This window comes from Chryseobacterium turcicum (assembly GCF_021010565.1).
Classification (GTDB): domain Bacteria; phylum Bacteroidota; class Bacteroidia; order Flavobacteriales; family Weeksellaceae; genus Chryseobacterium; species Chryseobacterium turcicum.
Window position 1 is genome coordinate 223,880 of the sequence record NZ_JAJNAY010000002.1, and the last position, 26,890, is coordinate 250,769.

Annotated in this window: 29 protein-coding genes and 1 riboswitch; of the genes, 17 read left to right on the forward strand and 12 right to left on the reverse strand. The window is 31.5% G+C overall.

Annotated features, from left to right (window positions below):
• Positions 1–33: 33 nt before the first annotated feature.
• Positions 34–1,131, reverse strand: a complete 1,098-nt coding sequence (locus LO744_RS15780; RefSeq protein ID WP_230671036.1) for a GEVED domain-containing protein — start codon at positions 1,129–1,131, stop codon at positions 34–36.
• 355 nt (positions 1,132–1,486) lie between these two features.
• Between LO744_RS15780 and LO744_RS15785 the strand changes: the two genes are divergently transcribed.
• From LO744_RS15785 to LO744_RS15800, 4 genes are all read left to right on the forward strand, one after another.
• Positions 1,487–2,149: an ATP-binding cassette domain-containing protein gene (locus LO744_RS15785; RefSeq protein WP_230671039.1), complete on the forward strand. Its 663-nt coding sequence runs from the start codon at positions 1,487–1,489 to the stop codon at positions 2,147–2,149.
• A gap of 30 nt (positions 2,150–2,179) precedes the next feature.
• Entirely contained in the window at positions 2,180–3,055 is an 876-nt protein-coding gene (locus tag LO744_RS15790) for a hypothetical protein (RefSeq protein WP_230671041.1), read from the forward strand.
• Positions 3,056–3,133: 78 nt separating this feature from the next.
• Positions 3,134–3,931, forward strand: coding sequence for an SGNH/GDSL hydrolase family protein (locus tag LO744_RS15795; RefSeq protein ID WP_230671043.1), 798 nt, complete (start codon positions 3,134–3,136; stop codon positions 3,929–3,931).
• A 290-nt stretch (positions 3,932–4,221) separates the two neighbouring features.
• Positions 4,222–4,399, forward strand: a riboswitch (cobalamin riboswitch).
• Between the two features lie 111 nt (positions 4,400–4,510).
• Positions 4,511–4,894, forward strand: coding sequence for an acyl-CoA thioesterase (locus tag LO744_RS15800; protein WP_074229813.1), 384 nt, complete (start codon positions 4,511–4,513; stop codon positions 4,892–4,894).
• A 141-nt stretch (positions 4,895–5,035) separates the two neighbouring features.
• Here LO744_RS15800 and LO744_RS15805 read toward each other — a convergent pair whose 3' ends face one another.
• Positions 5,036–5,626: an HD domain-containing protein gene (locus LO744_RS15805; RefSeq protein WP_230671045.1), complete on the reverse strand. Its 591-nt coding sequence runs from the start codon at positions 5,624–5,626 to the stop codon at positions 5,036–5,038.
• A complete protein-coding gene (locus LO744_RS15810) occupies positions 5,604–6,299 on the reverse strand; it encodes an XAC2610-related protein (protein WP_230671047.1) in 696 nt (231 codons plus the stop codon). Before LO744_RS15810 ends, LO744_RS15805 begins: the two co-directional genes overlap by 23 nt.
• A 301-nt stretch (positions 6,300–6,600) precedes the next feature.
• Between LO744_RS15810 and LO744_RS15815 the strand changes: the two genes are divergently transcribed.
• The 12 genes from LO744_RS15815 to LO744_RS15870 all read left to right on the forward strand — a co-directional run bounded on the left by LO744_RS15815 (position 6,601) and on the right by LO744_RS15870 (position 17,684).
• Positions 6,601–6,930, forward strand: coding sequence for a PadR family transcriptional regulator (locus LO744_RS15815; protein ID WP_079464064.1), 330 nt, complete (start codon positions 6,601–6,603; stop codon positions 6,928–6,930).
• Between the two features lie 11 nt (positions 6,931–6,941).
• Entirely contained in the window at positions 6,942–8,633 is a 1,692-nt protein-coding gene (locus LO744_RS15820; protein WP_230671049.1) for a PspC domain-containing protein, read from the forward strand.
• A 394-nt stretch (positions 8,634–9,027) separates the two neighbouring features.
• Positions 9,028–9,627: a 1-acyl-sn-glycerol-3-phosphate acyltransferase gene (locus LO744_RS15825; protein WP_230671051.1), complete on the forward strand. Its 600-nt coding sequence runs from the start codon at positions 9,028–9,030 to the stop codon at positions 9,625–9,627.
• Between the two features lie 99 nt (positions 9,628–9,726).
• A complete protein-coding gene (locus LO744_RS15830; RefSeq protein WP_230671053.1) occupies positions 9,727–10,161 on the forward strand; it encodes a PaaI family thioesterase in 435 nt (144 codons plus the stop codon).
• A 116-nt stretch (positions 10,162–10,277) separates the two neighbouring features.
• On the forward strand, positions 10,278–10,736 hold the full coding sequence (locus tag LO744_RS15835; protein WP_230671055.1) for a protease complex subunit PrcB family protein: 459 nt from the start codon (positions 10,278–10,280) through the stop codon (positions 10,734–10,736).
• 63 nt (positions 10,737–10,799) lie between these two features.
• On the forward strand, positions 10,800–11,264 hold the full coding sequence (locus tag LO744_RS15840) for a protease complex subunit PrcB family protein (RefSeq protein WP_230671057.1): 465 nt from the start codon (positions 10,800–10,802) through the stop codon (positions 11,262–11,264).
• Positions 11,265–11,315: 51 nt separating this feature from the next.
• Positions 11,316–12,344: a hypothetical protein gene (locus LO744_RS15845; protein WP_230671059.1), complete on the forward strand. Its 1,029-nt coding sequence runs from the start codon at positions 11,316–11,318 to the stop codon at positions 12,342–12,344.
• Positions 12,345–12,450: 106 nt separating this feature from the next.
• The gene (locus LO744_RS15850; protein ID WP_230671061.1) at positions 12,451–13,515 is read left to right on the forward strand and encodes a hypothetical protein; all 1,065 of its coding nucleotides are present in this window, start codon (positions 12,451–12,453) and stop codon (positions 13,513–13,515) included.
• Positions 13,516–13,637: 122 nt separating this feature from the next.
• Positions 13,638–14,675 (forward strand): hypothetical protein, encoded by a 1,038-nt coding sequence (locus LO744_RS15855; protein ID WP_230671064.1) that lies wholly within the window; start codon positions 13,638–13,640, stop codon positions 14,673–14,675.
• Between the two features lie 2 nt (positions 14,676–14,677).
• Complete coding sequence (locus LO744_RS15860) at positions 14,678–15,781, forward strand: RNA polymerase sigma factor (RefSeq protein ID WP_230671066.1); 1,104 nt, start codon at positions 14,678–14,680, stop codon at positions 15,779–15,781.
• Between the two features lie 13 nt (positions 15,782–15,794).
• Positions 15,795–16,682: a hypothetical protein gene (locus tag LO744_RS15865; RefSeq protein ID WP_230671069.1), complete on the forward strand. Its 888-nt coding sequence runs from the start codon at positions 15,795–15,797 to the stop codon at positions 16,680–16,682.
• Between the two features lie 24 nt (positions 16,683–16,706).
• Entirely contained in the window at positions 16,707–17,684 is a 978-nt protein-coding gene (locus LO744_RS15870; RefSeq protein WP_230671071.1) for a chorismate-binding protein, read from the forward strand.
• Between the two features lie 130 nt (positions 17,685–17,814).
• On the opposite strand, the gene LO744_RS15875 is transcribed toward LO744_RS15870, so the two are convergent.
• The 9 genes from LO744_RS15875 to LO744_RS15915 all read right to left on the reverse strand — a co-directional run bounded on the left by LO744_RS15875 (position 17,815) and on the right by LO744_RS15915 (position 26,154).
• On the reverse strand, positions 17,815–18,009 hold the full coding sequence (locus tag LO744_RS15875; RefSeq protein ID WP_230671072.1) for a hypothetical protein: 195 nt from the start codon (positions 18,007–18,009) through the stop codon (positions 17,815–17,817).
• A gap of 3 nt (positions 18,010–18,012) precedes the next feature.
• The gene (locus LO744_RS15880) at positions 18,013–18,615 is read right to left on the reverse strand and encodes a MarC family protein (RefSeq protein WP_066681434.1); all 603 of its coding nucleotides are present in this window, start codon (positions 18,613–18,615) and stop codon (positions 18,013–18,015) included.
• Positions 18,616–18,658: 43 nt separating this feature from the next.
• A complete protein-coding gene (locus tag LO744_RS15885) occupies positions 18,659–20,395 on the reverse strand; it encodes a BatD family protein (RefSeq protein ID WP_230671074.1) in 1,737 nt (578 codons plus the stop codon).
• Entirely contained in the window at positions 20,395–21,129 is a 735-nt protein-coding gene (locus tag LO744_RS15890; RefSeq protein ID WP_230671076.1) for a tetratricopeptide repeat protein, read from the reverse strand. The genes LO744_RS15885 and LO744_RS15890 overlap by 1 nt, the downstream gene beginning before the upstream one ends.
• Positions 21,130–21,217: 88 nt before the next feature.
• Positions 21,218–22,225 (reverse strand): vWA domain-containing protein, encoded by a 1,008-nt coding sequence (locus tag LO744_RS15895; protein WP_230671078.1) that lies wholly within the window; start codon positions 22,223–22,225, stop codon positions 21,218–21,220.
• A complete protein-coding gene (locus tag LO744_RS15900; protein WP_230671079.1) occupies positions 22,225–23,217 on the reverse strand; it encodes a vWA domain-containing protein in 993 nt (330 codons plus the stop codon). The genes LO744_RS15895 and LO744_RS15900 overlap by 1 nt, the downstream gene beginning before the upstream one ends.
• Positions 23,210–24,106, reverse strand: coding sequence for a BatD family protein (locus tag LO744_RS15905; RefSeq protein ID WP_230671080.1), 897 nt, complete (start codon positions 24,104–24,106; stop codon positions 23,210–23,212). The genes LO744_RS15900 and LO744_RS15905 overlap by 8 nt, the downstream gene beginning before the upstream one ends.
• A gap of 80 nt (positions 24,107–24,186) precedes the next feature.
• Positions 24,187–25,050: a DUF58 domain-containing protein gene (locus LO744_RS15910; protein ID WP_230671081.1), complete on the reverse strand. Its 864-nt coding sequence runs from the start codon at positions 25,048–25,050 to the stop codon at positions 24,187–24,189.
• A gap of 99 nt (positions 25,051–25,149) precedes the next feature.
• Positions 25,150–26,154 carry an AAA family ATPase gene (locus LO744_RS15915; protein ID WP_230671083.1) on the reverse strand — a complete coding sequence of 335 codons (1,005 nt, stop codon included), beginning with the start codon at positions 26,152–26,154 and terminating at the stop codon, positions 25,150–25,152.
• Positions 26,155–26,405: 251 nt separating this feature from the next.
• Between LO744_RS15915 and LO744_RS15920 the strand changes: the two genes are divergently transcribed.
• Positions 26,406–26,876 (forward strand): DinB family protein, encoded by a 471-nt coding sequence (locus LO744_RS15920; RefSeq protein ID WP_230671085.1) that lies wholly within the window; start codon positions 26,406–26,408, stop codon positions 26,874–26,876.
• Positions 26,877–26,890 lie beyond the last annotated feature (14 nt).

A 26,890-nucleotide genomic window follows, 5' to 3' on the forward strand; every position in this document is an offset into this window, starting at 1 on the left:
AATAGAGCGCCGTAACTGGCGCTCTATTCTTTTTTATTTCTTAATAAATTTAAACCTTGAATTTTCTTTTTCCTTTAATACAATGAAATATACTCCTTTTACTAAATGAGCAACATTTACTGTTTTATTTTTAGTTTTTCCTTCGCTTAACTTCTGGCCTGCCGCATTATAGATTTCAAATTCTATATCAATTGAAATTCCTGAAATATTTAAAATATCTGAACTTGGATTGGGATAAATACTGATTTCCCTATTTTTATTAACTTCACTTACCGCAAGATTAGATTCTGTTGATAAATATACGTCATAATCTTCTACCTCACCATATCCAAAAGTACCACAACCATTTGTAACTGCAGTATTTGAAAAGATGACTCTCATCGTAACAGCACAACTTATATTTCCACCTACTGACGCTAAGGAAGGCACACTAAAAGTATTTGTACTAACTGCAGCCGAGCTTGAGGTAGAATTCATAATTATTTCACTAGCTTCAAAAGTTCCATTTGCATTAAAATCAATCCAAACCGTTACAAAAGCGGCATTAGGATTTACTGCTCCAGTTTTGGTTGCAGAAATAGTATTGTTTGCAGAACCCCAAGTTAAATAAACTTTACGAGTCGCATCCGGACGATAATCGGTGTATAAAGACGTAAGCGAATTACTTATCATTTGCGATAAACCAGTTGAGGAAGGAGTAACCGTAACATTCGAAAGATGCATAATACCCGAATTTACAGATTCTGACGTACAATAATTGAGTTTTGTATTAAAAACCACTACCGTTGACCATGTACCTGGAACATTATTGCAAAATTTAGCAACCTGAACTTCATACGCAGTACATGACATTAAACCATTAAAATTATAAAAATTTTGATTTGCGGGTACTGTCGGCGAACTCCAGGGAAAATTACCTACCGGTCTGAATCTTAAAATATAATCTGAAGTATTTGGGTCATTTGCCCAGCTCACTGTTGCTGCGGTATGTGTGATACTGGTCACAGTAACATTTGCCGGAGCTAATAAATCGCAGAAATAATCTAGTTTTGTTTTTTCGGAAATATTTTTCCCTTGATAAAATGTAGTTCCTACTAAAACGAGAAATAAATAGAATAGATTTTTAACCATATAATTAGTCTTTTAATTTTTTCTAAAAATAATGAAAATATTCTTTAATAAGTGATTAAACATTATTCTTATTTTTGAACATGGTAATGAATTTAAAAATATTATGGATCTTTTATAGAAAACTTCTGATCCCGGGAGTTTCATTTTCTCTTTTTTTATCCGGTACACTTGGTTTTACTTTTAAAAATTTCAGTTTGTGCTTTGTTTTATTATTTCCTTTGCTTCATTATTTTGTTTACGAATTGAGATTAAAAAATGAATATCTTTTTTATGCCAATTTGGGATTTTCTAGAACTTGTCTTTGGATAATTACAGTTAGTTTTGGTATTGGTTTAAAACTTTTTGCAAATTTTATATGAGTATACTTCACATCGACAATATTACAAAGTCTTTTGGTGAAAAAGATATTTTAAAAGACATTTATCTAAGCTGTGAAACAGGAAAAACATCAGGGATTCTGGGACGAAACGGTTGTGGAAAATCAACTTTGTTTCAAATTATTTTTGGAACAGTAAAAGGAAATACGCAATATATAAAATTCGACAATACCATTCTAAAAACTCAATTTGAAAGAAAAAATAAAATTGCTTATTTACCTCAACATTCATTTTTACCAAAGAATATAAAAATCAAGAATTTGATTAATTTATTTTGTGATAAAGAAAATAGCCGAAAAATTTCTGACTTAGCATTAATTCATCCTTTTTTTAATGAAACCCCAACAACACTTTCAGGTGGAGAACTCAGAATTGTAGAAGCGCTATTGATTATTTATTCTAAAGCTGAATTTATCTTATTGGATGAGCCTTTTCATAGTTTATCGCCGAAAATAATTAGTAAATTAAAAACAATTATTAAACAGCAAACTGAGCAAAAAGGATTTATCATTTCTGACCATCAATATCATGATGTTCTCGATATTTCTGATAACATTTTTCTTCTTTCAGAGGGTTATTTAAGACCCGTTAAAGATTTAACAGAATTAAAGAGATTTAATTATCTTCCTCAAAATATTTAATTTATATCTTTTAGCCCAATTATATCAACTATGAAACCTCTCAAAACCTTATTCTATATCATCATTTTCATTTCGCAGTCTTTAATTGCTCAGACAACTGATAAAAATAATTTGGAGAATTTCAGAAAGATGAAAACTCCACAAATTACATCTAATGATATTGTTGTACCAACCTATGAAAATTTAATGAATAATGTAAAAAAAGAACAACCTGTACATGGTTATTTCTACCGCACCACCTGTAAACCTACCCATTTAAGTTGTTTTTATTCTGTCGAAAATAAAGAGAAAAACGACGGAAAAATTTATGGTTTTGAAAATAAAAAGATTAATTATATTATTATTGTAAAAAAAGATAATCAAGTCTACAAAAGACCTACAGAAAACAAAGAATTTCCGCAAGAGTTTTCTAATGGTGTTTCTACCTATATTGATTTCTATAGTTCAGGAGCAATTCATACCATCAGACAATTTGGAAATAATGGAAAAGTAACCAATATACCGGTTGGAACTTGGTATGCATATTCTGAAAATGGTAAAATTCTTAATACAATGGAGCATGATCAACATTTTAAAATGAATTTTTATGATATTTTAAAAATTGCAGAAAGAAAAGATCTTCCAGACTTCCAAATTTCGAGAAAATTTAATGATCTCAATTCATTCTGGTATATTTATTTAGAACCTCACTATAAAGATAATATCACTAAAAGCCGACAGATCTTGGTGGATGATAAAAGCGGGAATATTATTTATGACATTGATAAAAACCAGGAAAAACAGCTACAAGAAAAGAACTACGAAAATCTTGGATTAACTGAAGAAAATTTGAAATGGCTAAAAAATAATGATCTTCACCAGATATCTGATAGGGAACTTTATGTACCTTTTGGAGGTCGTTTATAAAATTAAATAAATACAAAACCATTTTTACCATCAAAAAATATTTAATTTATATCTTTGAACTATAAATATTCATTTACAATGACTTTCATCTACAAAACAATCTATTTATCGATATTCAGTATTTTTTCTTGTACTTTAATTAATGCCCAAAATAAAGTTCCTTTTGGGGTGGTAAAAGCCGAAGAAGGATATGCAATGGTGCGTGTACACAAAGAAGATTACCGAAAAATCGTTGATAAAATAAGAATGAAAAGAGGCGATGTTTTTGTTTATGTAAAGCCGGCTCCCGGAGAAACAGAATGGATTTGGATAAAATATCCTGAGAAAGAAGAACTTCCAAAGCCTTTTGTAAGGTACGATAGCCTTAATAAAGAAGGAATGGTAAATAAAAGCCGTATTGCATTTATCGATCAGCTTCCAAAATTTACTCCCATATTATCTAAAAATGGAAGATCTATTACTTTCACCGATAATAACAACCAAAAGATACCAACCGCTCAAAGAACGAAAGTGGTGATTGACATCTATCCTTCGAGTGCAAAATTCAAAAAGCAGGAAAAAGATGCAGAAGGAAATATCATTAAAATCGACAAACAAAAACCTTGGGGTATCAGCAAAGAACTTCCTGAAGATTTAAAGGAAGTAAAATCGGTACGTGTACAACAACCGGGAAGAGGTTCTGTTTTTGTGAGAGAAGCCATCAAAAATATGTTTCAGCCTACGATGGATTTTGAAAACATGGGCGTAACTTCCATTGACGATGACCATATTTTTCTTTACATGATTAATGGTTCAGGAAAAGACCGATACACTACTTTTTGGACCATCAAAGAAGGAAGAGCCATCAGTCAGATTGTTTACGCCAATCCTGAATAAAAAACTTACTTAAACTTTTATTTAACCACAAAAGGCTCAAAAGATTTAGATATTTATATTCAAAATAAATGAGTATCTAGAAAAAAGTGCGCAAAAGTTTTTGAAAATCTTTGATTTTTTATTCTTTTGTGAACTTTAATAATCTAAATAATAGCATTACAATTATCTTTTGTCCCTTTTGCGGTTAAATCTAAAACTACTTTAAATAGGCTTAAAATTAAAAAATCTAGTTTATTATTCTTATTTTTGCACCCGAAAAGTATTTAGCTTTTGGTGAATAGCCTTTGCTTATTACTTTTCAAGAAACTGGTTCTGTTTAACCGCAGATTAAAAGGGAATCGTGTGAAAATCACGAGCTGTCGCGCAACTGTAAGTAACCGAAGTCTTTATAAAAAACCACTGTGCAAAAGCATGGGAAGGAATAAAGATGTTACAAGTCAGGAGACCTGCCTATTTCTTTAGACAAAAACTTTCGCGATTTGAAGTTTATTGATCTTATAGTCTTTTGGGAATTTCATGTTCCCGAATAATTCTGTGGGTTTAATACGATTTCATTTTCGCTTTAATTAATAATGAAATATGACTACAGAAGAAAGAATTCAATCATCGGAAACCCGAATTTTCAAAGCCGTTTTCCCTAACACGACCAATCATTACGATACCCTTTTCGGAGGAACAGCGATGCAATTGATGGATGAAGTAGCCTTTATTACTGCTACAAGATTCGCAAGAAAACGCGTGGTAACGGTAAGCAGCGATAAAATAGATTTTAAAAAACCAATTCCTGCAGGAACCATCGTAGAGCTTATCGGAAAAGTTTCCCACGTTGGAAAAACGAGTATGAAGGTGAATGTAGAAATCTACACCGAGCAAATGTATTCTTATGAAAGAGAGAAGGCAATTGTAGGAGATTTTACTTTTGTAGCGATTGATGAATTTAAGAAACCAATTCAAATACTATAGACAGAAAAATTTCGGCAACTTTTAGCTGCCGAAATCCATTTCTTTCCCCCAAGTTTTCGGTGGGTAAAACCTGCCGAAAACTTTTATTTATGTTCTAAATCTTCCCAAAATTGAAAGAATAATTTCATGAAAATTGAAAAACTATCTCAAGACTTTTCCGTTCTCTAAATTTAAGTTTAATAAAGTCTGAAAAGCCTCTCCCATTTCATCTGAAGCTCTGCTTATGGCATTTTCCAGCATATTTCTTATTTGCAGTTCGGTTACCTTGGCTTCAGTCCAGCTTTTTCCAGCGGTATAAGTGTTGAGAATAAAAGGCATTATTCTGTCGATAGCACACGCAAAAATAGCATCAGGAGTTTGTTCTTCTTCAAATTCAAGCCACAGATTGAAAAATTCTGAACGAATAGGCTCATCTAAAATACCAAAAATATTTTGTGCAGACAGCTTTTCTCTTTCAAACTTCCCTACCATTGCCGCTTCATCAAAAAGAAAAGTATCACCGGCTTCAATTTCTACTAAATCATGAATAGAAAGCATTCTTATTACTCTCAATAAATCGATATCGGCTCTGTTTTTCGCATAAGGAAAAAGAATTTGCGCCAAAATAATGATTTGCCAAGAATGTTCCGCGGTATTTTCTCTTCTAGAATCATCTGCATTATAATTTCTTCTCTGTACATTTTTCAGAGCATCTACGGCGATGATAAAATCAATCTCTTTCTGTATTTTCATTATTTTCTTCTTTAAAATATACCTCTCTAGGATAAATGGTAGTTGTTGTAAACCATTTGTAATCTATAAATTCTCTTTTTACGGTGGTTACTTCTTTAGAATCTTTGGTATCTTCTTCAAATTCTAAAACTTTCAAAAGTCCTCTTTCGGGAACGAAAAGGTATTCTGATCTAAGATTCCAGCAGCAGCCATTTTTTAAATAAGCAGTAATTCGTTTAAGATGAGAATCTACTGCAAACATTCCTGAATTTGACCGAACCAAATCGGTGAGTTCATCATTTAATACCAACTGTTGTGTAGAAGCATCGTTTAAATAAACTTCAAAAAAAGGATTTCCTTGATTATTATTTCCGTTTCTAATGGCAACATCTTCAGTTCCGTCAAAATTAAAATCATCAAAAACAACCGATTTTTTTAATGAATCTAAAGCCGGCTTTCGGTTTTCATTTAAATCTACATAAAAATTACCTGAAGATAAAGTCTGATATTTTTTCATCGAACTTTTATCATAAATATCAACAGTTGCTTTCCCATTGCATTGATTCTCAATACAATTTTCAATTGTAACAATAACATTAAATTTTTCTGAAACATTCGGTAACTCAAAAAAGTTTTGTGCACTACAAAGTCCACCTAAAAGAACCGATGTCATTAGAAATCTGGAGTAATTCATGGTTGGTTAGTTTTAAAATCAAAATTTCAGAAAGAAAATCCGAAAAACTTGATAACAAAGATAAAAATTTAAGACCAAAAACGAGTGTACTTATAATAATTAATGAGTAGGTAGAATTATTACATAAATTTATTAAATTGATTTACAATACTTTAAATGTATTTTATAAATAATTTCACTACTTTGCATTGCATATTACCATTTTAATTACATATCTTTGTAATGTAAAATAGGAATAGGTTCAACTAGCTAGGAACCGAAATCTAAAATTTATATAACTAATTAACAAAACCTATTAAAGATGAATACCGAAAATACCAAAGCGCAAATGCGAAAAGGGATTCTGGAATTCTGTATTTTAAGCCTCATCAACAACCGCGAAATGTATGTTTCTGATTTAATTGATGAACTGAAAAAAGGAAAACTGGATGTCGTGGAAGGAACACTCTACCCTCTTTTAACCCGATTAAAAAACGGAGAGTTTCTCTCTTACAGATGGGAAGAATCTACAGGAGGTCCACCCAGAAAATACTATCAGATTACAAAAAAAGGAGAAACTTTTTTATCTGAATTACAAAACACCTGGAAAGAATTGACAGATTCTGTAACCCAAATTACTCAAAAACACTAAAAACAAAAGCTATGAACAAGACACTCTCAATAGGACTCGCAGGTTTTTCTTTCACCATAGAAGAACACGCATACATAAAGCTCAGCGATTATCTTAATGCACTGAGAAGCTCTTTAGACGCTTCTGAAGCTGATGAGGTAATGCATGACATAGAAATAAGAATGGTAGAAATTTTCAGAGATACTTTAGGAAAACGTGAAGTAATAAATGATACCGATGTAGAAAAAGTAATTGCACAAATAGGATCTCCTGAAAAGATTGAAGAGCAGGAAGAAGCCTATTATTCTGAAAAAAACACAAGAACTCAAGCTACAGGAACAAGCTACAGTGACAAAAAACAACTGTTTCGTGATCCTGAAACACAAAAGATTGCAGGAGTTTGCGGAGGTTTAGCCGCCTATTTCGGAATGGATATTACAGGAATGAGACTTCTTTGGATAGGCATATTTGTTATCCTATGTTTCGGAGCGCCATCTATGCTGTTTGTACCTTTACTTTATATTATTCTTTGGGCAGTTTTACCAAAAGCTGAAACCGCTTCAGATTTTTTGAAAATGAAGGGTAAACCTCTCAACTTTGATAATTTAAAGGAAGAATCTGGCAAAATTGTACAATTCGCTAATGAAACTACGACAAGAGCAGGAGAAATCTATAATGAAAACAAACCGAAAATTGGCTCAGCTGGCGACACCATCTTAAAAGTACTTAAATATTGTCTCGCAGTTTGGTTGGTATTAATGGCTGCAGGTTGTTTCATCGGATTATTCGCAATGATGTTTGCTTATAGTTCAGATAAATTTGGTATGAATAATAATCTTGGATTCTATCTTGAAGAAAATAATCTTGGCTATCTGATATTAGCAATTGCTGCATTACCAACGATTATTGTGGGTGTAGCGTCTTTATTACTATCAATTAAATTATTCTCTCCGAAAAGCAAATTCAATTATGTAGGACCTGTTCTTGGAACATTAGGAATTATCTGGATTATTCTGATTGGTGTATTGGCAGCAAGCGCATCAAGATTCAATTTCAGATACAGTGGAGAAAATCAGGATTACGAAAATATTTCTATTATAGCTCCAAATGATACAATCTATCTTGACAGTAAAAAAGTAGCAATTCCTGAAAACTTCAATACTTATTTTAATAACATTTATTCTGATAAAGTAACGATTTACAAAAGAGATTATCCTAGTGTAGAAATTACAAGAAGAGATGATATTAAAACACCATATATCATTATTAAAAAAGAAGCGGAAGGATACAACCAACCTCTAAAAATGAAAATTCCTGTGGAAATCAGAGATAACAGGATTTTTCTTCCAAACTATTTTGAGTATCCTTATGAGTACAGATTCAGAGATTACAGTTTAGACTATGAATTGGTAGTTCCATCAAGAATGAAAATTATCAATGAAAAAGAATATGAAATTTCTGTACGAGGCGATAATGAGAAAGATAAAGAAAATCATGAGAATGACAACACTCTGCAAATCGAGGAAAACAAGATTTCTATTAATGGCTCAACAATAGAATACAGCAATGATGATAAGGACAGCGTTATTATCAACGGAAAAAAGTATCAAAAAAATGAAGCTAAAAAAATAATGGATACGATGAAGATGAATATTGATAAAATGGAAAACGTTGACATCAAAATAAAAGACGGAAAAAAAGAATTCTCCATTAAAACCAAATAATTCAAACCTCAGAGAGTGCGGAAGGTGTGAATGAAAGACAACCGTTTGAAATTCACACTCTTCTTCTTCTCAGGTTTTGAAAATAAATTTAAAAAAACTATTCTATTTCGTAAAAAAGTTTTATATTCGTATATCCAAATTCTATAATAAAAACAAACACAAAAAAGCAAAACCATGGTACAAGTAGTTTTAGAAATTGCAGTAAAAATTGCAGATTTAATCAGCAGTTTATTTTAAGAGCGACAATATTTCAATATATTTGTAAAGTATAACCAAAGTTTGGTTGTACTTTTTTGTTTTAAATATAAAAATTCATGAAATCGCCATGATAAAAAACAAATACTGATAAAGAGGATGCGATAACATATGACCTTTAAAAAAATAAAATCTACATATGAAAAAACTAATAGGTAGTCTGTTACTGAAAATTTTAGGTTGGAAAGTTGTTCTCCAAGGCGATGTCAACAATCTCGACCGTTGTATTCTGGTTGTTGCACCGCATACCCATAATATGGAATATATTTTAGGAAACCTTGCCTATTGGAAATTAGGAAAAAAACTAAAAATCATCATCAAAGATTCACATACTAAAGCTTGGTATGGCGCATTGGTAAGAGGATTAGGCGGCATTGGCATCGATAGAAGTCAGAAAAACGATTTGATTAATTTTGTTGCGAATGAGTTTAAAAAAGAAGATTTCAGTTTAGTGATTACACCGGAAGGAACAAGAAGCTGGGTTCCGAAATGGAGAAAAGGTTTTTATCACATGGCTTTAGCAGCAAAAGTTCCTATCGTTTTGGCAGCCGGAGATTTTAAAAGAAATACGGTTTTCTTAGGATACCAAATTCCTTATGAAAGATTAGAGACAGCAAGTTTTACCGAAATCATGGAGGAAATTCAGGATTATTATATTAAAAACGACATTGGCCCCAAAATTCCTGCCAACTGGAATCCCAATATTATGGGAAATGACGCAGAAGGAGTTAGGAGTTAGGAGTTAGGAGTTAGGAGTTAGGAGTTAGGAGTTAGGAGTTAGGAGCAAAATTACTTTTTACTTTTTACTTAAAAATATTACTTATTACACATAAAAAATATGTACACTAAAGATAAAACGAAAGAAGAGATATTAGAATTCATCAACAACTGGGGTGAAGAAACTTTTGCGAAAACAATTGGTATTCATTTTATCGATATTGACCTTGAAAATGAAACGCTGACTGCTACAATGCCTGTTACACCAAACATTCATCAACCTTTCGGAATTATGCATGGTGGAGCAAGCTGCGTTTTAGCTGAAACAATGGGTTCTAGCCTGTCTAATATTTTCATCGATGGCAGTAAATATTTTGGAGTAGGAACCAATATTAATTCTAACCATTTAAGAAGTAAAAAAGATGGAACGGTAACTGCCGTGGCAAGATTCATCAGAAAAGGCAAAACAATGCACGTTTCTGAGATTGAAATTCGTGATGAGAAAGGTCAACTGATTAATCATACAACAATGACGAATAATATCATCAACCGATAAAAAATACTTTTAAATAAATTGAAGACTCAAATTTTTGAGTCTTTTTTTATGATGTTGCAGCAATTTTTTTAGATTTTCATATTAATATACAATCGAAAACCATAAATTTAACCATCATGAAAAAATATTTAATCATTTTATTATATTCCATGTTATTTATTATGACTTCATGCCATGGTGAGGATGAAAACGTTGAGAATAAAAACCAGATTAACTTTCAATTGATTGGAAAAGGAAATTTGATAGGAAATTATGTGAATCCTCAAAACACCATTATTACAAACTCTATACAATGGAATAATTTTCTAAACCAAATAGACAGTACAACTCATCAAACTTCTGCCAGTTTTATAACAACTTATATTGATTTTAACGAGTTTATAGCTATCATTGTCGTGGATGAAATTTACCCAAGTGGTGGACATTCGATTGATATTACAAAAATGGAAGACCATCCCAAGTATATTACTATCAATGTAGAAAAATCATTAAAAGAAAATGCTACATCCGTTCTTACTCAGCCTTATCATATTGTGAAAATCCCTAAAACGACTAAATCCTTACTATTTAATTAAAGTCTACTGCAACCTTTTTATTTTTTTTCATCTTATATAAAGAAACCCTTAATTTTATACATCATGAAAAAACATTTACTCCTATTATTATGTTCTATCTTATTGATTTTGACTTCATGTCGTGACAATAATGATGAAAATATCGAGAGCAAAAACCAAATTAATTTTCAATTGATTGGAAAAGGAAATTTGATGGGGTCATCTTATGCTCCCCCGCAAAATACAGCCATCACAAATTCTACGCAATGGAACAATTTCCTGAATCAAATAGATAGTTCGAATAATCATCCTTCTTCAACTTTTACGGAGACCAATATCGACTTTAATCAGTTTATGGTTATTCTCGTCGTAGATTCCGTATATCCAAACGGCGGACATTCTGTTGACATTATGACTATTGATGAAAATTCTCAAAACATTGAAGTTGATGTTGAAAAATTACTTCAGGGAGATGTAACAACAGTGATTACTCAACCTTATCATATTGTGAAAATTCCTAAAATTCTAAAACCTGTGATATTTAATTAAAATTTACTGCAACCTTTTTACATTCCCTCATCTTATAAGAAAAGAATAACCATGAAAAACTTAATTTTACCCTTCATCTTATTATTAACACTTGTATTCTCTTGCAGAGAGAATGATATTGATGAAGGATTTGAGAAAAAAACAGGATCGTATGATGTCTATGTTGCAGGAACTAATGACAATAAAGCAAGTTATTGGAAAAATAATGTTTTAAATTATTTAAATGGCGGAAATAATTTAATTGCTCAAAAAATAATTATCGAAAATAATAACACTTATATCTTAGGAAATAACAGCAGTACAACACCACAAGAATACTATTTTTGGAAAAATAATATCAAAGAAGACTTACGTACATATTTAGGAATTTCCACAGCCTATCCCTATCAAATTACAGATATGGCAATAGATAATGGTGACACCTATTTCATTGGTTATTACGACACATTCTCTACAACATTCAGATACGAATTCTGCATTTGGAAAAATGGAGTAAAAACGGTTCTTAATACATCAAATGATAATACTTATTATATATCAAAAATTAATATTTTCAATCATGAAACATATGTTTCTGCAATCACTAATAATATATCAAGTAGCTTTCAATCGGGATATTATGTTGGGACAACTTTTCATTCTATTCCTAATATAAGTTGGGTTTGTAATTTTAGTCAAAATTCAACGGGTATAAACTTCCTTTATATTAGAGATGGCAAATATTATTACAGAAATTTATCTACAAATATTGAAACACTTGTAAGTAATAATAATTACCCAAACCTTGGTGAAGGAAAGATAATTAGTGAAACAAATTCTTCAGATTTATATGTTGCAGGTTATTCGCATTTAGAAAACTATTATTTCAAGAATAACATTCAAACAGCATTTCCTATCGACCCTACATATTCACGCATTAAAGATATGTTTATGCTTGATAATAATCAATATATAATCAAACACCAACCAAATCCTTATTCAAGTAAAGTATATATTAATAATGTTGAAACGCAAAATATTACTAATGCATCAACATCAACCAATAATACATTCAATTCAATTTACGTAGTTCAAAACTAATAAAGGTCAAAAAGAGATTTCAACTGTTCAGTAAAACTTTTGAGTATTTTTTATACACTTGCTGCAACCTTTCTCTATTTCTACATCTTTAAAGAAAATAATAACCATGAGAAACTTAATTTTACCTTTTATTTTATTGTTAACCTTTGTATTTTCTTGTCGGGAAAATGATATAGATGATGGGCTTGAGAAAAAAACAACATCTTATGATCTATACGTTGCAGGAACAGAAAACAACCAAGCCTGTTATTGGAAAAACACGATTAAAACTATTTTACCAGGCGGAACAAATTATGCAGCATCAACCATCTTTTTTGACAATAATAATCTATACATTTTAGGAGTTGATAGGACTGCTTTAAGCAACGGAACCAATTATTCTTTTTGGAAAAATAATGTTAAATTTGATGTAGCTACATATTTAGGAATCTCAGCTAATACTCCAACAATCCAAAATTTTACGATGAGTAATTTTTTTGTTAAAAACGGCGATTTGTATATAGCTGGTTTAATGAAAAATCCGGCTCCAACTTCATCACAAAACTTATATCAATATTGTCATTGGAAAAATGGTGTAAAAACTATTGTATTTGAACAAAATAGTTATCAAACTTCTGCTTCAATGCATTTAATTGGAAATGACATTTATATCCCTTTAGAAAATAATATTACAGTATCTAATACTGTTCCTACAACATGGGATTTAGGATACTATAAAAATAACACCTATCATTTTGTTTCCACTTTATCAAATTTTTTAAATATTTATGAAGATAATGGTTCTTTAAAATTGTTAGTAATGGATCAAAATAATCAAACTGTCTATTATAAAGATCTTTTAACTGGTACTACGTCTCCATCTCCAGCATTTATATCTTACTCAGACTATAGTTATTCACTTCAAACTGATGGTAATGACAAATATTTTGTAGGTCGTGAAAAATACTATAAAAACAATATTCAACATAGTGTGTATTCTCCTGCTAGTAATTTTAAATATCTAAATTCTTTCAAAGTATTAGACAATAATATTTATAAAATTCTTCATACAGATGATATTACTGGAGTTAATTATAATGTGTATATAAATGATGTTATAGTACAATCAGCAACAAACTCAAGTAATAATATTAATACAGAATTTTTTAATTTAACTGTAGTACCACAATAATTAATGCAAAAAAAAACGCAACTGGCAAAAAATCTACCTCCTCCGTTCCCAAAAAATTTTGAATTTTTATACACTGCCTGCAACCTTTTTAAAATTCTACATCTTATAAGAAAAGAATAACCATGAAAAACTTAATTTTACCCTTCATCTTATTATTAACACTTGTATTCTCTTGCAGAGAGAATGATATTGATGAAAGACTTGAGCGAAAAACAGGATCGTATGATGTATATGTAGGAGGAACTGAAAATTTGCAAGTCTGCTATTGGAAAAATAATCAAAAAACTATTTTACCTGGTGGTGATAATCTAAATGGAATACAAATAAATGTTGATAACAATAATGTTTATGTCTTAGCAGTAAATATAGATTCCATAAGTAATATTCCAGCTTGGTATTTTTGGAAAAATGGAGTTAAATATGATGTAGCTCAATATCTAAATACACTACCCAACACTTCAACAAATTTTGACAATATAAGATTATTATCAAAAATGATTGTTAATAATGGAGATATCTATTTTGCTGGATTGGTAAAAATAATTAACCCAACTTCTGGAGTAAATACCTACCAGTTATGCTATTGGAAAAATGGAGTTAAAACTATTATTACAAATGATCCAGATGAAATGATGGGTGATTTCGAAATTTTTAATAATGATATTTATATCTCAACTCGTAAAAATTTTAATTTATCTACTTTGACATGGGATTTAGTTCATTATAAAAATGGTGTACAGTTAACCTCAACAAATACTTCCCATCAAATACCTAAAGGTTATTATAAAACATCTTCCGGTATATTTTTATTAGAAAAAAATACCCAAAACAATATACAATCATACAAAAATGTACATACTAATACTGTTACAAACTTACCAACGAACATCACTCAAGGACCAATTAATTCGATTTATTGGAACGAAAACGAACACTTTTACATAGGCTCTGACTTTTATTATAAAAATAATACTTTAGTTCAGATAAATGATCCAAACGGCTTTAATAGGATAGGTCATTTACTGACTAAAGATCAAAATATTTATATGACTAGAATTAAAGATTCTGCAGTAAAATTCTATATAAACAATGTAGAAACTATGATGATTACCGATATTTCAAAGGGCTGTTTTAATTCAATTTGTGTAGTACAGAACTAAAAATGTCAAAAACAAATCTCAATTGGCAGAAAATCTACCTGGACCATTCCCCAAAACTTTTGGGGATTTGTCGTAGATATATACCAGATCTTCAAAATGCAGAAGATATTGTGCAGGACAGTTTCATCACTGCTATTCAGAAAAATCATCAATTGAAAGATGAAAAAGCAATTTTTGGTTGGTTGAAAAAAATCGTTGTCAATAATGCACTTCAATTTATCCGAAAAACCAGTAAAGACGGCTTTATTACCACAGAAACCTCAGAAATCCCAGATAACACGTTGACCGAAATCACAACATCTGCAATGGACGAAAAAAAACACATTTTAACATATGATTTCACGAGAGAAGAGCTGTTGAGATCTATCGACAGCTTGCCTTCTCACCACAAATCGGTTTTCAATTTATATTATATCGAAAACTATTCTCACGCAGAGATCTCAGGCTTGCTTCAAATTCCGATCAATACTTCAAAGTCGCATTTGATGAGGGCTAAAAAATCGGTGCAAAATTATTTAATGACTCATTTCGTCAACAATGAAACACCAAAAAATAAAACCGCACAGCTTTTAGTTTTTTTTGGATTTGGCGGGTTATTATGGGCTCAGAATTTTCAAAGTAAGTTTTCAGATTTTACTATTTCACCATCTCAAAATTTCGAAATTCCTTCGGATATACGTTCCAATAAAATATCGTTTTCTTCAACTCATCATTTCTGGAAACAGAAAGCAATCATCGGGACTACGTTCTTCATTATTATTGTAGGATCTGTTTTACTTTTCACTCCTAAAAATTATTTAATACAAACATTTAGTCCCAATATTTTAAATTCTAAAGCAGAAGAAAATAAGAGTTCAAATGATGAAAAAAAAATAAATAATGATGAAGAACCACCCTTAATCGAAGGTTTAGAAAATCTAAAAACAAGCCAGAGATCAGTTTCAGAAAACGATAAAGATTTAAAATCAGAAAATCATTTCATTAAAACAAAAAATACTGTATCTTCAAAAATTATTATTCGTCAAGATTCTTCCGAAACCGTTTCTCACAAAGTGATTGTAGTAAAAAAAATCATTCAGCGAGACACTGTTTTTATAGAAAGATAAAAAGAAATCAACCATGTTTTTAAGAAAAATAATCTTACTCTTTTCTGTCATTTTCATTACTTTCGCTTTCGCTCAACGTAAAAAAACAGACACAATCTATGTGTACGAAAAAGTAATTGTGTATGACACTATTTATCGTGAAAAATCAATAAACTTAAAATCTGCAGATTTTAAGTTTTCTTCTTTGAAAATTCAGGAAAGAGAGATCAAATCCATCAATAATCAAAAAATTGATGAACTTGAACTTGAAAAAAAGATAAAAAAACTAAAAACAAAAAGCTTCCAATACGGAATTGAAGCAGGAGTTGGTTTAAAAAATACCACTTGGGCAGAAGCTATATCAGGAAAAAAACAGCAGTTTGGGGAAAATCTTGGAATATGGATTTCTAAAAGTATTATCGACCCGAAATTTTCATTAATGCTTTCCGCCAACGTCTATCATTGGAATTCAACGTTTGATTTGGATGCTAATAAAGAAGAAACTTATCTTGACGGATTTTATTTTTCCAAAGACAATCAACCTTTGCTATTTCAACAGTTTAACAATAAACATTTTGAATATGTTTTACAATTAAAAGCGCTTTATGAATGGAAAAACTTCCGCCCTTTTGTTGGATTTTTAGCCCATAAAAACAGTTATAAAATGCAGTTTTTAGTGCCTGAGAATAATGTTCTTAATAAACTGGATGATTTTAAAAGCAATCAAATCAACTTCGGATTTTCTTTAGGCTTGCAATATCGAATATTCGACCGATTTTTAATTGATGTGGAATATCAACATTTTAAAATCAAAAATATTTCGTTAAAAAACTCTTCATTTGATTTTGACATTTTTAAGACTAATAATACCTTTGCTGAAAGAAAAATCAGTTTAGGAATTTCTTATTTTATTTCTAAATAATGGTTTTCTGAAAGATTCAACATTATGATTTATTTCAAATTTCCTTTTGACGAAAAACTCTATTCTACAGACAAAAACTCAAATACTAATTCAATCCATTTTCATTCGTTTAATAATACAGAAAAAATTGATATTGCAGGAAAAGTTATTGAAAAAGACCTGTCAGAATTTGAAAATTTAGCAATCAGTTCACAAATTCTACCTGAAGATGAAACTCAGTTTATTGCAGAAACTCCAGAAGAATATCTGCAAAAACTGGAAGAAGTCATTGAAATCATTAAAGAAAATAATCTTCCGAAGCTTGTTCTTTCAAGAAGAAAAATAGTAAAAGACTTCAATGAAATTGATTTAAAAAGCAGCTTTAATAATCTTTGTAAGAACTATTCAAATGCATTCAAATATCTTTTTTTTGATGGTCAAACGTCATGGATGGGTGCTTTTTCTGAAGTCTTAGGAAAGTACAATAAATTGACTTACGAATTTGAAACAATGAGTATTGCAGGAACAATTCCTGTGTCTGAAGAATGGACTGAAAAAGAAATCGAAGAACAGAAACCTGTTTCATCTTATATCAGGAATATTTTAGCTAAATACAGCTACTCCAACCCTATTCAGGAGTCTGAAACTTATGACCACATTTCTGGAAACATTAAACATTTAAAAACAGATTTTAAGATAAAAATCAATCCTGAAGATTTAGATGCTATTATTCAGGAGCTTCATCCTACTCCTGCAGTTTGTGGTATTCCTAAAGATTTTTGCAGGGAAATTATCGAAAAAGTTGAAAAATTCCCTCGGGAATTATATGCAGGATATATCAAAATTGAAACTGAAGATTACATTCAGTATTTTGTCAATTTACGCTGTGCAAGACTCTACAAAAATGCTGTACATCTCTTTGTAGGCGGTGGAATAACCGCTCAAAGTAACCCTGAAAAAGAATGGCAGGAAACTGAGCTTAAATCTGAGGCAGTGCTGAAAAATTTAGTCTTTAATCCTTAAAAAAATTGGACAATATCAACTGTTTAATTCATCAGTATAAAATTGAATAAACAGCCAAATACTTGTCTAAATCAACAAAAAACCTCTTTCAAAACGAAAGAGGTTTTATATATTTTAATAGAGGAGAGAATTACTTCTTTGCTCCTATTTTGCTCCAAGTATTAAGGATGAAAAGTAAACCTACACCCAACAATCCGCAAGCGATTGAGATTAAAAATTTAAGATTATCTTCAGTTGTAATCTCTGAATTCCAGTCTATTGCATACGTATTGATAGCAATGATGACAATAAATACGATTAAAAATACTTTATAAAACTTCTGCATGATTTAAAAATTTATATAATTCTGCACCAGCTGCGCAAAATTTGCGGTAAATAATTTAATTGAAATTGCCAGTAGAATAATTCCGAAAACTTTCTGAAGAATTGCCAAAGATGCCTCTCCCATTTTCTTCTCTATCCATTTCGCAGATTTCAGCACCAAATATACGAAAATTGTATTGAGAATGATGCCACAAATAATGTTAATATCATGAAACTCTGCTCTTAAAGATAAAGTTGTCGTTAAAGTTCCGGCTCCCGCTACCAAAGGAAATGCAATAGGGACGATGGAGGCAGATTTTGCTTCCGTTGTTTTGTTGATTTCAATTCCTAAAATCATTTCAAGGGCGATGATAAAAATAACGAAGGCTCCTGCAATGGCAAAAGAATTGACATCTACCCCAATAAATTTTAAGATTTTATTTCCTACAAAAAGAAAAACAATCATAATTACTCCGGCAGTAATAGAAGCTCTTCCTGCTTCTATTTGTCCGAATTTCTGTTGCAAACTCACCACAATAGGCACCGAACCGATGATGTCGATAACGGCGAAAAGTACCATAAAGCTGGTAATAACTTCTTTAAAAGAGAAACTGTTGAAAACCTCCATTTCTTACGATTATTAATTTCGCAAAAATATAAATAAAAAATGATTATTTACTAATAAGAGAGTATAATTTAACAATATCGGTTAATAAGTCATTTAATGAGTCTTCTGTTGTAAGTGGAGAATACTTCTCAATCTGAATCTTTTGCAGTAATTCCTGATACGTTTCAGCAACAGATTTGCCGTTTTGTCTTTCAAGGAATATTTTAAAATCTTCCTTAGAGCTTTGGAAATACTGACTTCTTACTTCTGCATCCATTTCTTCAAAGGTTTCAAAAAATTTAGGATAGTCACCAGAAATTTTCAGATTTTCAAGGTAAGCAAAATAATCACTGATATCAGTTTTTAAACTTTCTCTGATTTCTTTTTCGGTTTCAGCCACAGAACCTAAAGGTTTTGGAGTTGGTTTTTCCTTAATTATTTTTTGTTTTTTTTGCCAATATTTAAACAGCATATAAGCGATAAATAGACCAATTAATATTGCAATATTTACAAAAAGTACGTTCCAGTTGAATTTATTTTTTTCTTTAACTTTAAAAGAAGTCGTTTTTAAAACAGGACTATCAACTGTTTCAAGCAATGTATTTGTATAATCATTTACTTTTTCTACCGTTGATCTTGCTTCTAAAACCTGATCATGCGAAAAAGCAGTTAAGCCCAATTTTTCTTGTCCCAGATTTACATATTCTTTTTCTGCAGGATTGAAGAAAGCAAAAGCTTCTGTTTTCACAATCAATTCACCTGCTTTTTTAGGAATTAAAATATATTTAGCAAAAACTTCACCTTTCATTCCTGTAAGCCCAGCATGTATATGCGAAGTGATTTTTGGTGCAAAAACCTCGTAATCAGGAGACTCTTCAATTTTTGGAAGACTCATATCGGCAAGATTGCCTTCACCAGAAACCTTTACCGTGATATTAACAGGTTTTTTGGCTTCAATTTTTTCTTTTGAAGGGCAGTAAATATCTACTTTAAAATTACCAACAGCATTCTTAAAAGATTCGGGTGAACCTTCAGGAAGTTTTTTTACATTAAGCTTTATTTTATTGGATGCGATATTACTTTTCGTGGAATAGGTATTTACAGAAGCCGAAACCGAAGGTACTTCTACGTAACCAGACTCATTGGGAAATACCATAAAAACAGCCAAAACCTGCGATGCCATATTTGCATACCCGGAAGGATCAATCTCTGATCTTTTTAAATTGATTGCATGTACATTGATATTATCCTGCTCAGGAAGTTTTATATTTTTTACCTTTCTAAGATTGTCGATGTTTTTAGAATAAACACGTAAAACAGCAACCGTAGGCTGATCCTGATAAACCTCGCGGTCTTCTATTTCCATATTAAGATAAACCTCATTGGCAAGATTTGCAATCGGTTTTTTCTCAACAATATCTTTTATGAAAATATCAAAAGGTTCGGTTTTATGGATTTTATTATTGATGTTGACCAATACAGAACCAACTCTGATTTTTCCTTTTTGCTTAGGTTCAAGGGCGATTCGTGTAACGTATTGATCGATTGCAGTATTAGTATCGGGATCATTGACGATTTGATTGAATGACCCACTGCCAATCATATTAAACTTCGACAAATCAGGAAGCATGATTTTACTTTTTTGCTCCAGATTATTTCCGTTTAATTCTAAAATAATAGTGAGATTTACAATTTCTTTACCGTTATAATCTGTTTTATCAGATTTCATCGACAGCTGAACCTGTCCGTAAGAAATTACAGATATAAGGGTAAATAATGTGTAAATAATTTTTTGTGTCATCACCAATCTTTCTCGTTGCTTTGTGGCTTTGAATAAGATTTTTCATCTAAAATTCTTTTGGCAGTTTTTCTTTCTCTACCCTTAATGCTGTCCAGGATGGCTTTTTCTAATTCTTTGGGAAGTTTACCTTCACCACCTTTTCCTTTGGGTTTATTATCCTCTCCTTTATTTTGTTGAGGACCGTTGCCTTGCTCTGGTTTTTGATTTTTAGAATCTCCTTTTTCTCCTTTGTTTTTATTTTCTCCACCTCCGTTTTTACCGGGGTTGTTGTCTTTCTTGCCGTTGCTTCTCTCTTTTTCCTTCTGCTTCAGCTTAGCAATCTCGTAGTTTTTTCTGGTAGCCTCATTATAAGGATCCTGTTTCAGAGATTGTTTATAATAATCAGCGGCTTTATCTGGCTGATTCATCTGCATCATGGTATTTCCCAAATTATGAAGCGTTGCCGCCTTATCTGGTAAAGTCTGAGAAAGTTTTTCCGCTTTTGCATACTCTTCTTTCGCATCCTGATACATTTTTCTTTTATACAGAGCATTTCCTAAATTATAATGAGCTGTAAAGTCACCAGAATTCGACTGTATTGCTTCCATATACTTTGAAGAAGCCCCATCATAATCATTCGCATTAAACTTTTTGTTGCCTTCAAAGACCAAAGTCTTATAACTTTCCTGCCCAAATACTACACCTGAGAACGAAAAAGCAATTATTAACGCTGAAAATACAATTTTAGTATTCATCCCTTGCAAAATTATCCCTTTATATGTTAAGAAACAGTGTCTTATTTGTTAAAGTTGGGTTAAAGTATTTAAAAGAGGTTGATTTATATTAAATATTAAAATCTCTCTTAGGATTAAACAGAAAAATCATTAAAAAGAAGAATATAGAAACCGCTAAAAAGTACTGATAATAATGATTTGCGTTATGAGAGCTAACCGTTACCTTGGTATCTGATGTCTTCTTATTGATTTCGTCAGCAATTCTTTTAGGCGCATCATTCATATTATTTCCGTCGATGTAGCTTCCCCCTGTAGATTCTGCCATTTTTTTTAATGCTCCTGTTTGCCTTTTAGAGATAACGGTTTCGCCATTCTGATCAAATTTATACCCGAGGAGCTGCCCCAATTTATAAACCGGCACTGGCGCCCCTTCATCACTCCCCACTCCTACAGAGGTAATCGTTATGCCTTCTTTATTTGCCAATCGTATTGCGGCATTATCATTCCCTTCATTATCTTCGCCATCACTTATCAAAACCACTTTTCTAGAGCCTTTACTAATATTTTTAAATTTGGTTGCTGTAGTTTTCATTGCCGAAAGAAAATCAGTTCCTTGAATGGTAATATTATCGGTCTGTAAGTCTGAAATATAATTTTCCACTGAGCTGTAATCTGTCGTTAGTGGCATGATAGAAACCGCTTCACCTGCAAAAATTACAATTCCTATTTTATCATTTTTCAACTCATGCATCGTATTAATGATGAGATTTTTTGCCTGCGTAAGACGATCGGGGTTAATGTCTTCGGCGTTCATAGAATTAGAAACATCCAACACAAACATCACATTATTCATCTTTTGATTGGTTTGTACTTTTTCACTTCCACTCAAAAGATCAATGATTGAGAATATCAAAAAAAGTGTCGCCAGAAAATAAAGTGCAGGAAATATTTTTAAAAATCCTGAATTTTTCTCAAACAAGTTTTCATGAAATTTTGACTCTGCAAATAGTTCTCTTTTTCTTTTTTTCCAACGCAGATAACCGATCATAAAGAATGATAAAAGCGGCAGAAGCAGCAATAACAAAAGATACCAGTTATTTCCTAAATACCAATCCATCATCTCAAAATTTTATATAGTACCCAACGTAAAACAGCATCAAAAACTAGCATTCCTAAAGCAATCCAAAGAAAAACTTTAAAATACTCATCATAATTATACATTTTTGAGAGGTTGATATCAGTTTTTTCAAGCTTATTAATTTCAGCATAAATTTCCTGCAATCTTGTTTCAGAATCTGCTCTATAATATTTTCCGTCTGTGGTTGCGGCAATTTCTTTCAGCATATTTTCATCTATAGAAACTTGTCTTTCATCATAGAAATACCCAAATTCATCATAATCATAAGGAGTTAAAGCATATCCATTGGTTCCTATTCCGATACTGTAGACCTTAATATGATTATCTTTGGCAAGAAGAGCTGCAAGCTCAGGCGGAAAAAGATTTCTAACAGAACTGTTTACTCCATCCGTCATCAAAATAATTATTTTACTTTTTGCCTTACTTTTCATCAGGTGATTTACAGCAACAGCCAATCCGTCTCCTACAGAAGTTCCGTCTGCCATTTCACGTTGATTCATATTCACGATTTCCTCTTTTACTGCATCATGGTCAAACGTTAATGGTACTTTCAGAAAAGCTTCCATTTTATATTTCACCAAACCAAATCGGTCATTAGGTCGTTTATTGATAAAATCTACGGCAATATTTTTTAGTACATCGTAGCGATCTGGATCAAAATCTTTAGACAGCATACTCAGCGAAACATCTACGGCCAACATAATATCAATACCTTTGGTTTCATCTCGATCTTGCGAAACAGAAAATGTTCTGGGTCTTGCCATTGCAATAATCAAAGCAGAAAGAATGATATATTTTGATATTTTCAATAAGAAAAGCACCGGCAAAATACCACTATTGCTGTTCATATTTTTGGTAGTAGGAACCTTAATACCTTTTCTTTTCTTCTGACTTAAATCTCTAAATAAAAGCGGAATAAACACCAAGAACAACAGAAAAAACCACGGACTGTAAAATTCAAAATCAAACATCTTTTCTAAGGTTTTCAAATTCTAAATCCTTTGATGACCGCTGCACAAAATCTCTTATTTCGGCAAAATCTTTTTCCATTACTTTTTCATCAGGGAATGTTTTGGCAAATTTCACCAAATCACCTCTTAAGAAAACATCTTCTACAATTTTTTCGTTGTCCTGCGAAATTGTATTATTTTCTTTCATTAAAGCAATCAAATCATCCGTCAGCAAAATATCTGCTGGAATTCTATACTGTTTGGTAATAAATTTTCTCGAAATATCAATCAACTCAACATAAAACGAACGGTAATCTCCGTCTTCGATGTATTTTTTCTTCTTTAAACTATCTAATTCTTTTAAGGTCTGATTAGTCGCTACAGCAGGCGAATCTTTGCTTCGTCTTCCGTACTTCACAAACATTACAATCGCAATAATTAAACAGATAAAAGCAATCGCCGCCAAGACATACAATTTGTAAAGTTGCCAATAATCAGTTGCCTCCAAATCAACTTCTTTATTGCTCATAATGTCATTCATCTTGTCTTCTTTCAAAGCAGTATTGATGACCTCAATTTCGTAAGAAATTGTTTTTAAAAGCTTATCTCCTACTTTAAATTCAAGTTCGGGAATTTTAAAAACACCTTCTTCATAAACAGCAAATTCTATTTTTCTTTCATAGGTATTTGCATTAATACTCACGCTGTCTGAAATTTCTTCAAAATGAAAAGGCAACAACTCATCTTTTGGTGCCGTAATCACTGCACGACTTTTAAGATTATCTATTTTTATGACTAAATGATTAACTTCTCCCAAAGCAAGAGTCTTTTTCTCCAATTTAGAAGAAAGCAGCTGTGAAAAAGCATTTACACAGATAAAAAATGAGAGTAATAAGAATATTTTTTTCAATTTAAATAATACATTTTGACCGAAGCCTATTTTTTTATTTTAACGTTTAAAGCGAACTAAAATCCGCCCTTATTGAATATTTATTTTTTCTGAAAATAATGATATAACATTTTTGAATAATCTTCACCAGTGTTGATATTGAGAAACTCAGCCGAAGAATTAGCAAAATCTTCTTCCAGATTTCTCTGTTTTTGTTTTTGTGCCTCCGCAAAAGTATATCGCCATCTTGCGCTTGATGTATTTGCCCAAACCTGATTTCCTGTTTCGGCATCGTATAACAAAGTATACCCTACATCAGGAATTTCGTTATCTTTTTCGTCATAAATTCTCATGCCCAAAAGCTGATGTTTTTTGGAAGCCACTCTCAGAATTTTAGAATCGTAATCATCTTCAAAATCTGAAAGTAAAAACACAAGAGACTTTCTCTTAAAAATCCCCATCATATATTCTAAAGCTTTATCAATTTTTGATTCTGCAGGAACATATTCAGCAGTCAAAATATGACTGATCATCGATAAAACATGTTTCCTCCCTTTCTGTGGCGGAATTACTTTGTACACTTTATCGGCAAATAAAATCAATCCTACTTTATCATTATTTCCCGCTGCCGAAAATCCTAAACTTGCCGCAATTTCAGCAACATATTCCCTTTTCAGCTGGGTTTTTGTACCGTAATCCATAGATGCAGAAATATCAACCAAAATCATCATGGTCAATTCTCTTTCCTCTTCCATTACTTTGACGAAAGGTTCGCGGAAACGAGCAGTTTTGTTCCAGTCAATTCTACGGATTTCATCGCCAAATTGATAAGGGCGAACTTCCGAAAACGTCATTCCCTGCCCTTTAAAAGCACTGTGATATTGCCCCATCAAAGTAGCCTCCGTTTTCCTTCTGGTACGGATTTCTATTTGCTTGACTTTTTTTACAATGTCTTTTATTTGCATAATTAATTTGAAAATGTGCTAATTTGAAAATTTGAGAATGTAGAAAAGTGTTATTAAATAATTTTCAAATTTTTACATTTTCAAATTCTCAAATTGTAATTAAGGTGCTTGAATTTTCGCTAAAATTCTATTCACAATCTCTTCAGAGGTAATTTCTTCGGCTTCAGCTTCAAATGTTAATCCGATTCTGTGTCTTAAAACATCTTGCGCCAAAGCTTTTACATCTTCAGGAATTACAAAAGCTCTTCCTTTCAAAAATGCATACGCTCTTGAAGCAATCGCTAAGTTGATGGATGCTCTTGGAGACGCTCCAAAACTGATGTAATTTTTCAATTCAGAAAGACCATATTTTTCAGGATAACGGGTTGCAAAAACCATATCCAAAATATATTTTTCAATCTTTTCATCCAGATAAATCTGATTAACAATTGCTTTAGCTTCCACAATATTTTGCAACGAAATTACTTGCTTAATTTCTGGTTGATGAGAGGTAGAAACCATTCTCATCACTTTTCTTTCGTCCTCAAATTCAGGGTAATCGATTTTACATTTCAACATAAAACGATCGCTTTGTGCTTCAGGTAAAAGATAAGTACCTTCCTGATCAATCGGGTTTTGAGTTGCTAAAACCAAAAATGGTTTCGGCAACGGCATCGTTTCATCACCAATGGTCACTTGTTTCTCTTGCATCACCTCCAAAAGAGCAGATTGCACCTTTGCTGGCGCACGATTGATCTCATCTGCCAAAACAAAATTTGCAAAAACAGGACCTTTTTTTATGGAAAAATCATTCTCTTTGATGTTGTAAATCATGGTTCCCACCACATCTGCAGGAAGCAAATCGGGCGTAAACTGAATTCTCGAAAAATCACCATCAACGGCTTCTGCCAAAGTCTTTATCGCTAAAGTTTTTGCCAAACCGGGAACTCCTTCCAGTAGAACATGACCATTTCCTAAAAGTCCTATCAAAAGACGATCAATCATGTAATGTTGACCAATAATGGCTTTATTGATTTCCTGCCTTAGAAGATTAAAAAAATAATTTTGTTCTTTAACCTTTTCGGTCAATTGACGGATGTCTTCTGCTTGATATGAATCTGACATTGGTTTGAATTAAAATAATGGGTAAATTTCTGATAAATACTTGCACTAATCAACACAATTAATGCCATATTTGAGTTAAAGTTTGTTAAAAATTCTTTCTTAAATATAAGGTTAATAATCCGGCTTTAAACAAATTTATCTCAACAAAACCATTAATTTCATAAAAATCTATAAATTTTCAATCATTGCTTCGGTCAAGAATTGTCATTTTCAGTTTATTAAACTATTTTTGACGATTAAAATATTGTAAAATGAATTATCATTTTCAAGCTCACCGACAGGTTAGAAAAAACCTTTTAGATATTCTTCAGGACACTTCTCACGAAGATCTTTTGTTAATTCCGGATGGTTTTAATAACAATATCTATTGGAATATTGCGCATACCGTTGCTACCCAGCAATTGTTGCATTATTACCTGAGTGGAAATCCTTTCAGAATTGATAAATATTGGATTGAAACGTACAAAAAAGGTACGTTACCCAATCTAAATGTTCAAAAATCTGAAGTAGAAGACTTGGAATTTTTACTGACCGAAACTTCAAAAACTTTAATGAAAGATTTCGACAGTGATTTCTTTTCAGATTATACACCTTACACCACGAGTTTTGGGGTTGATTTGAAAAGTATTCAGGATGCTATTATTTTTAACAACATGCACGAAAGTCTGCACTACGGCTATGCAATGGCGCAGAAAAGAGCAATTTTAGGAGAAAAATATTAAGGTTCAAGGTTTGA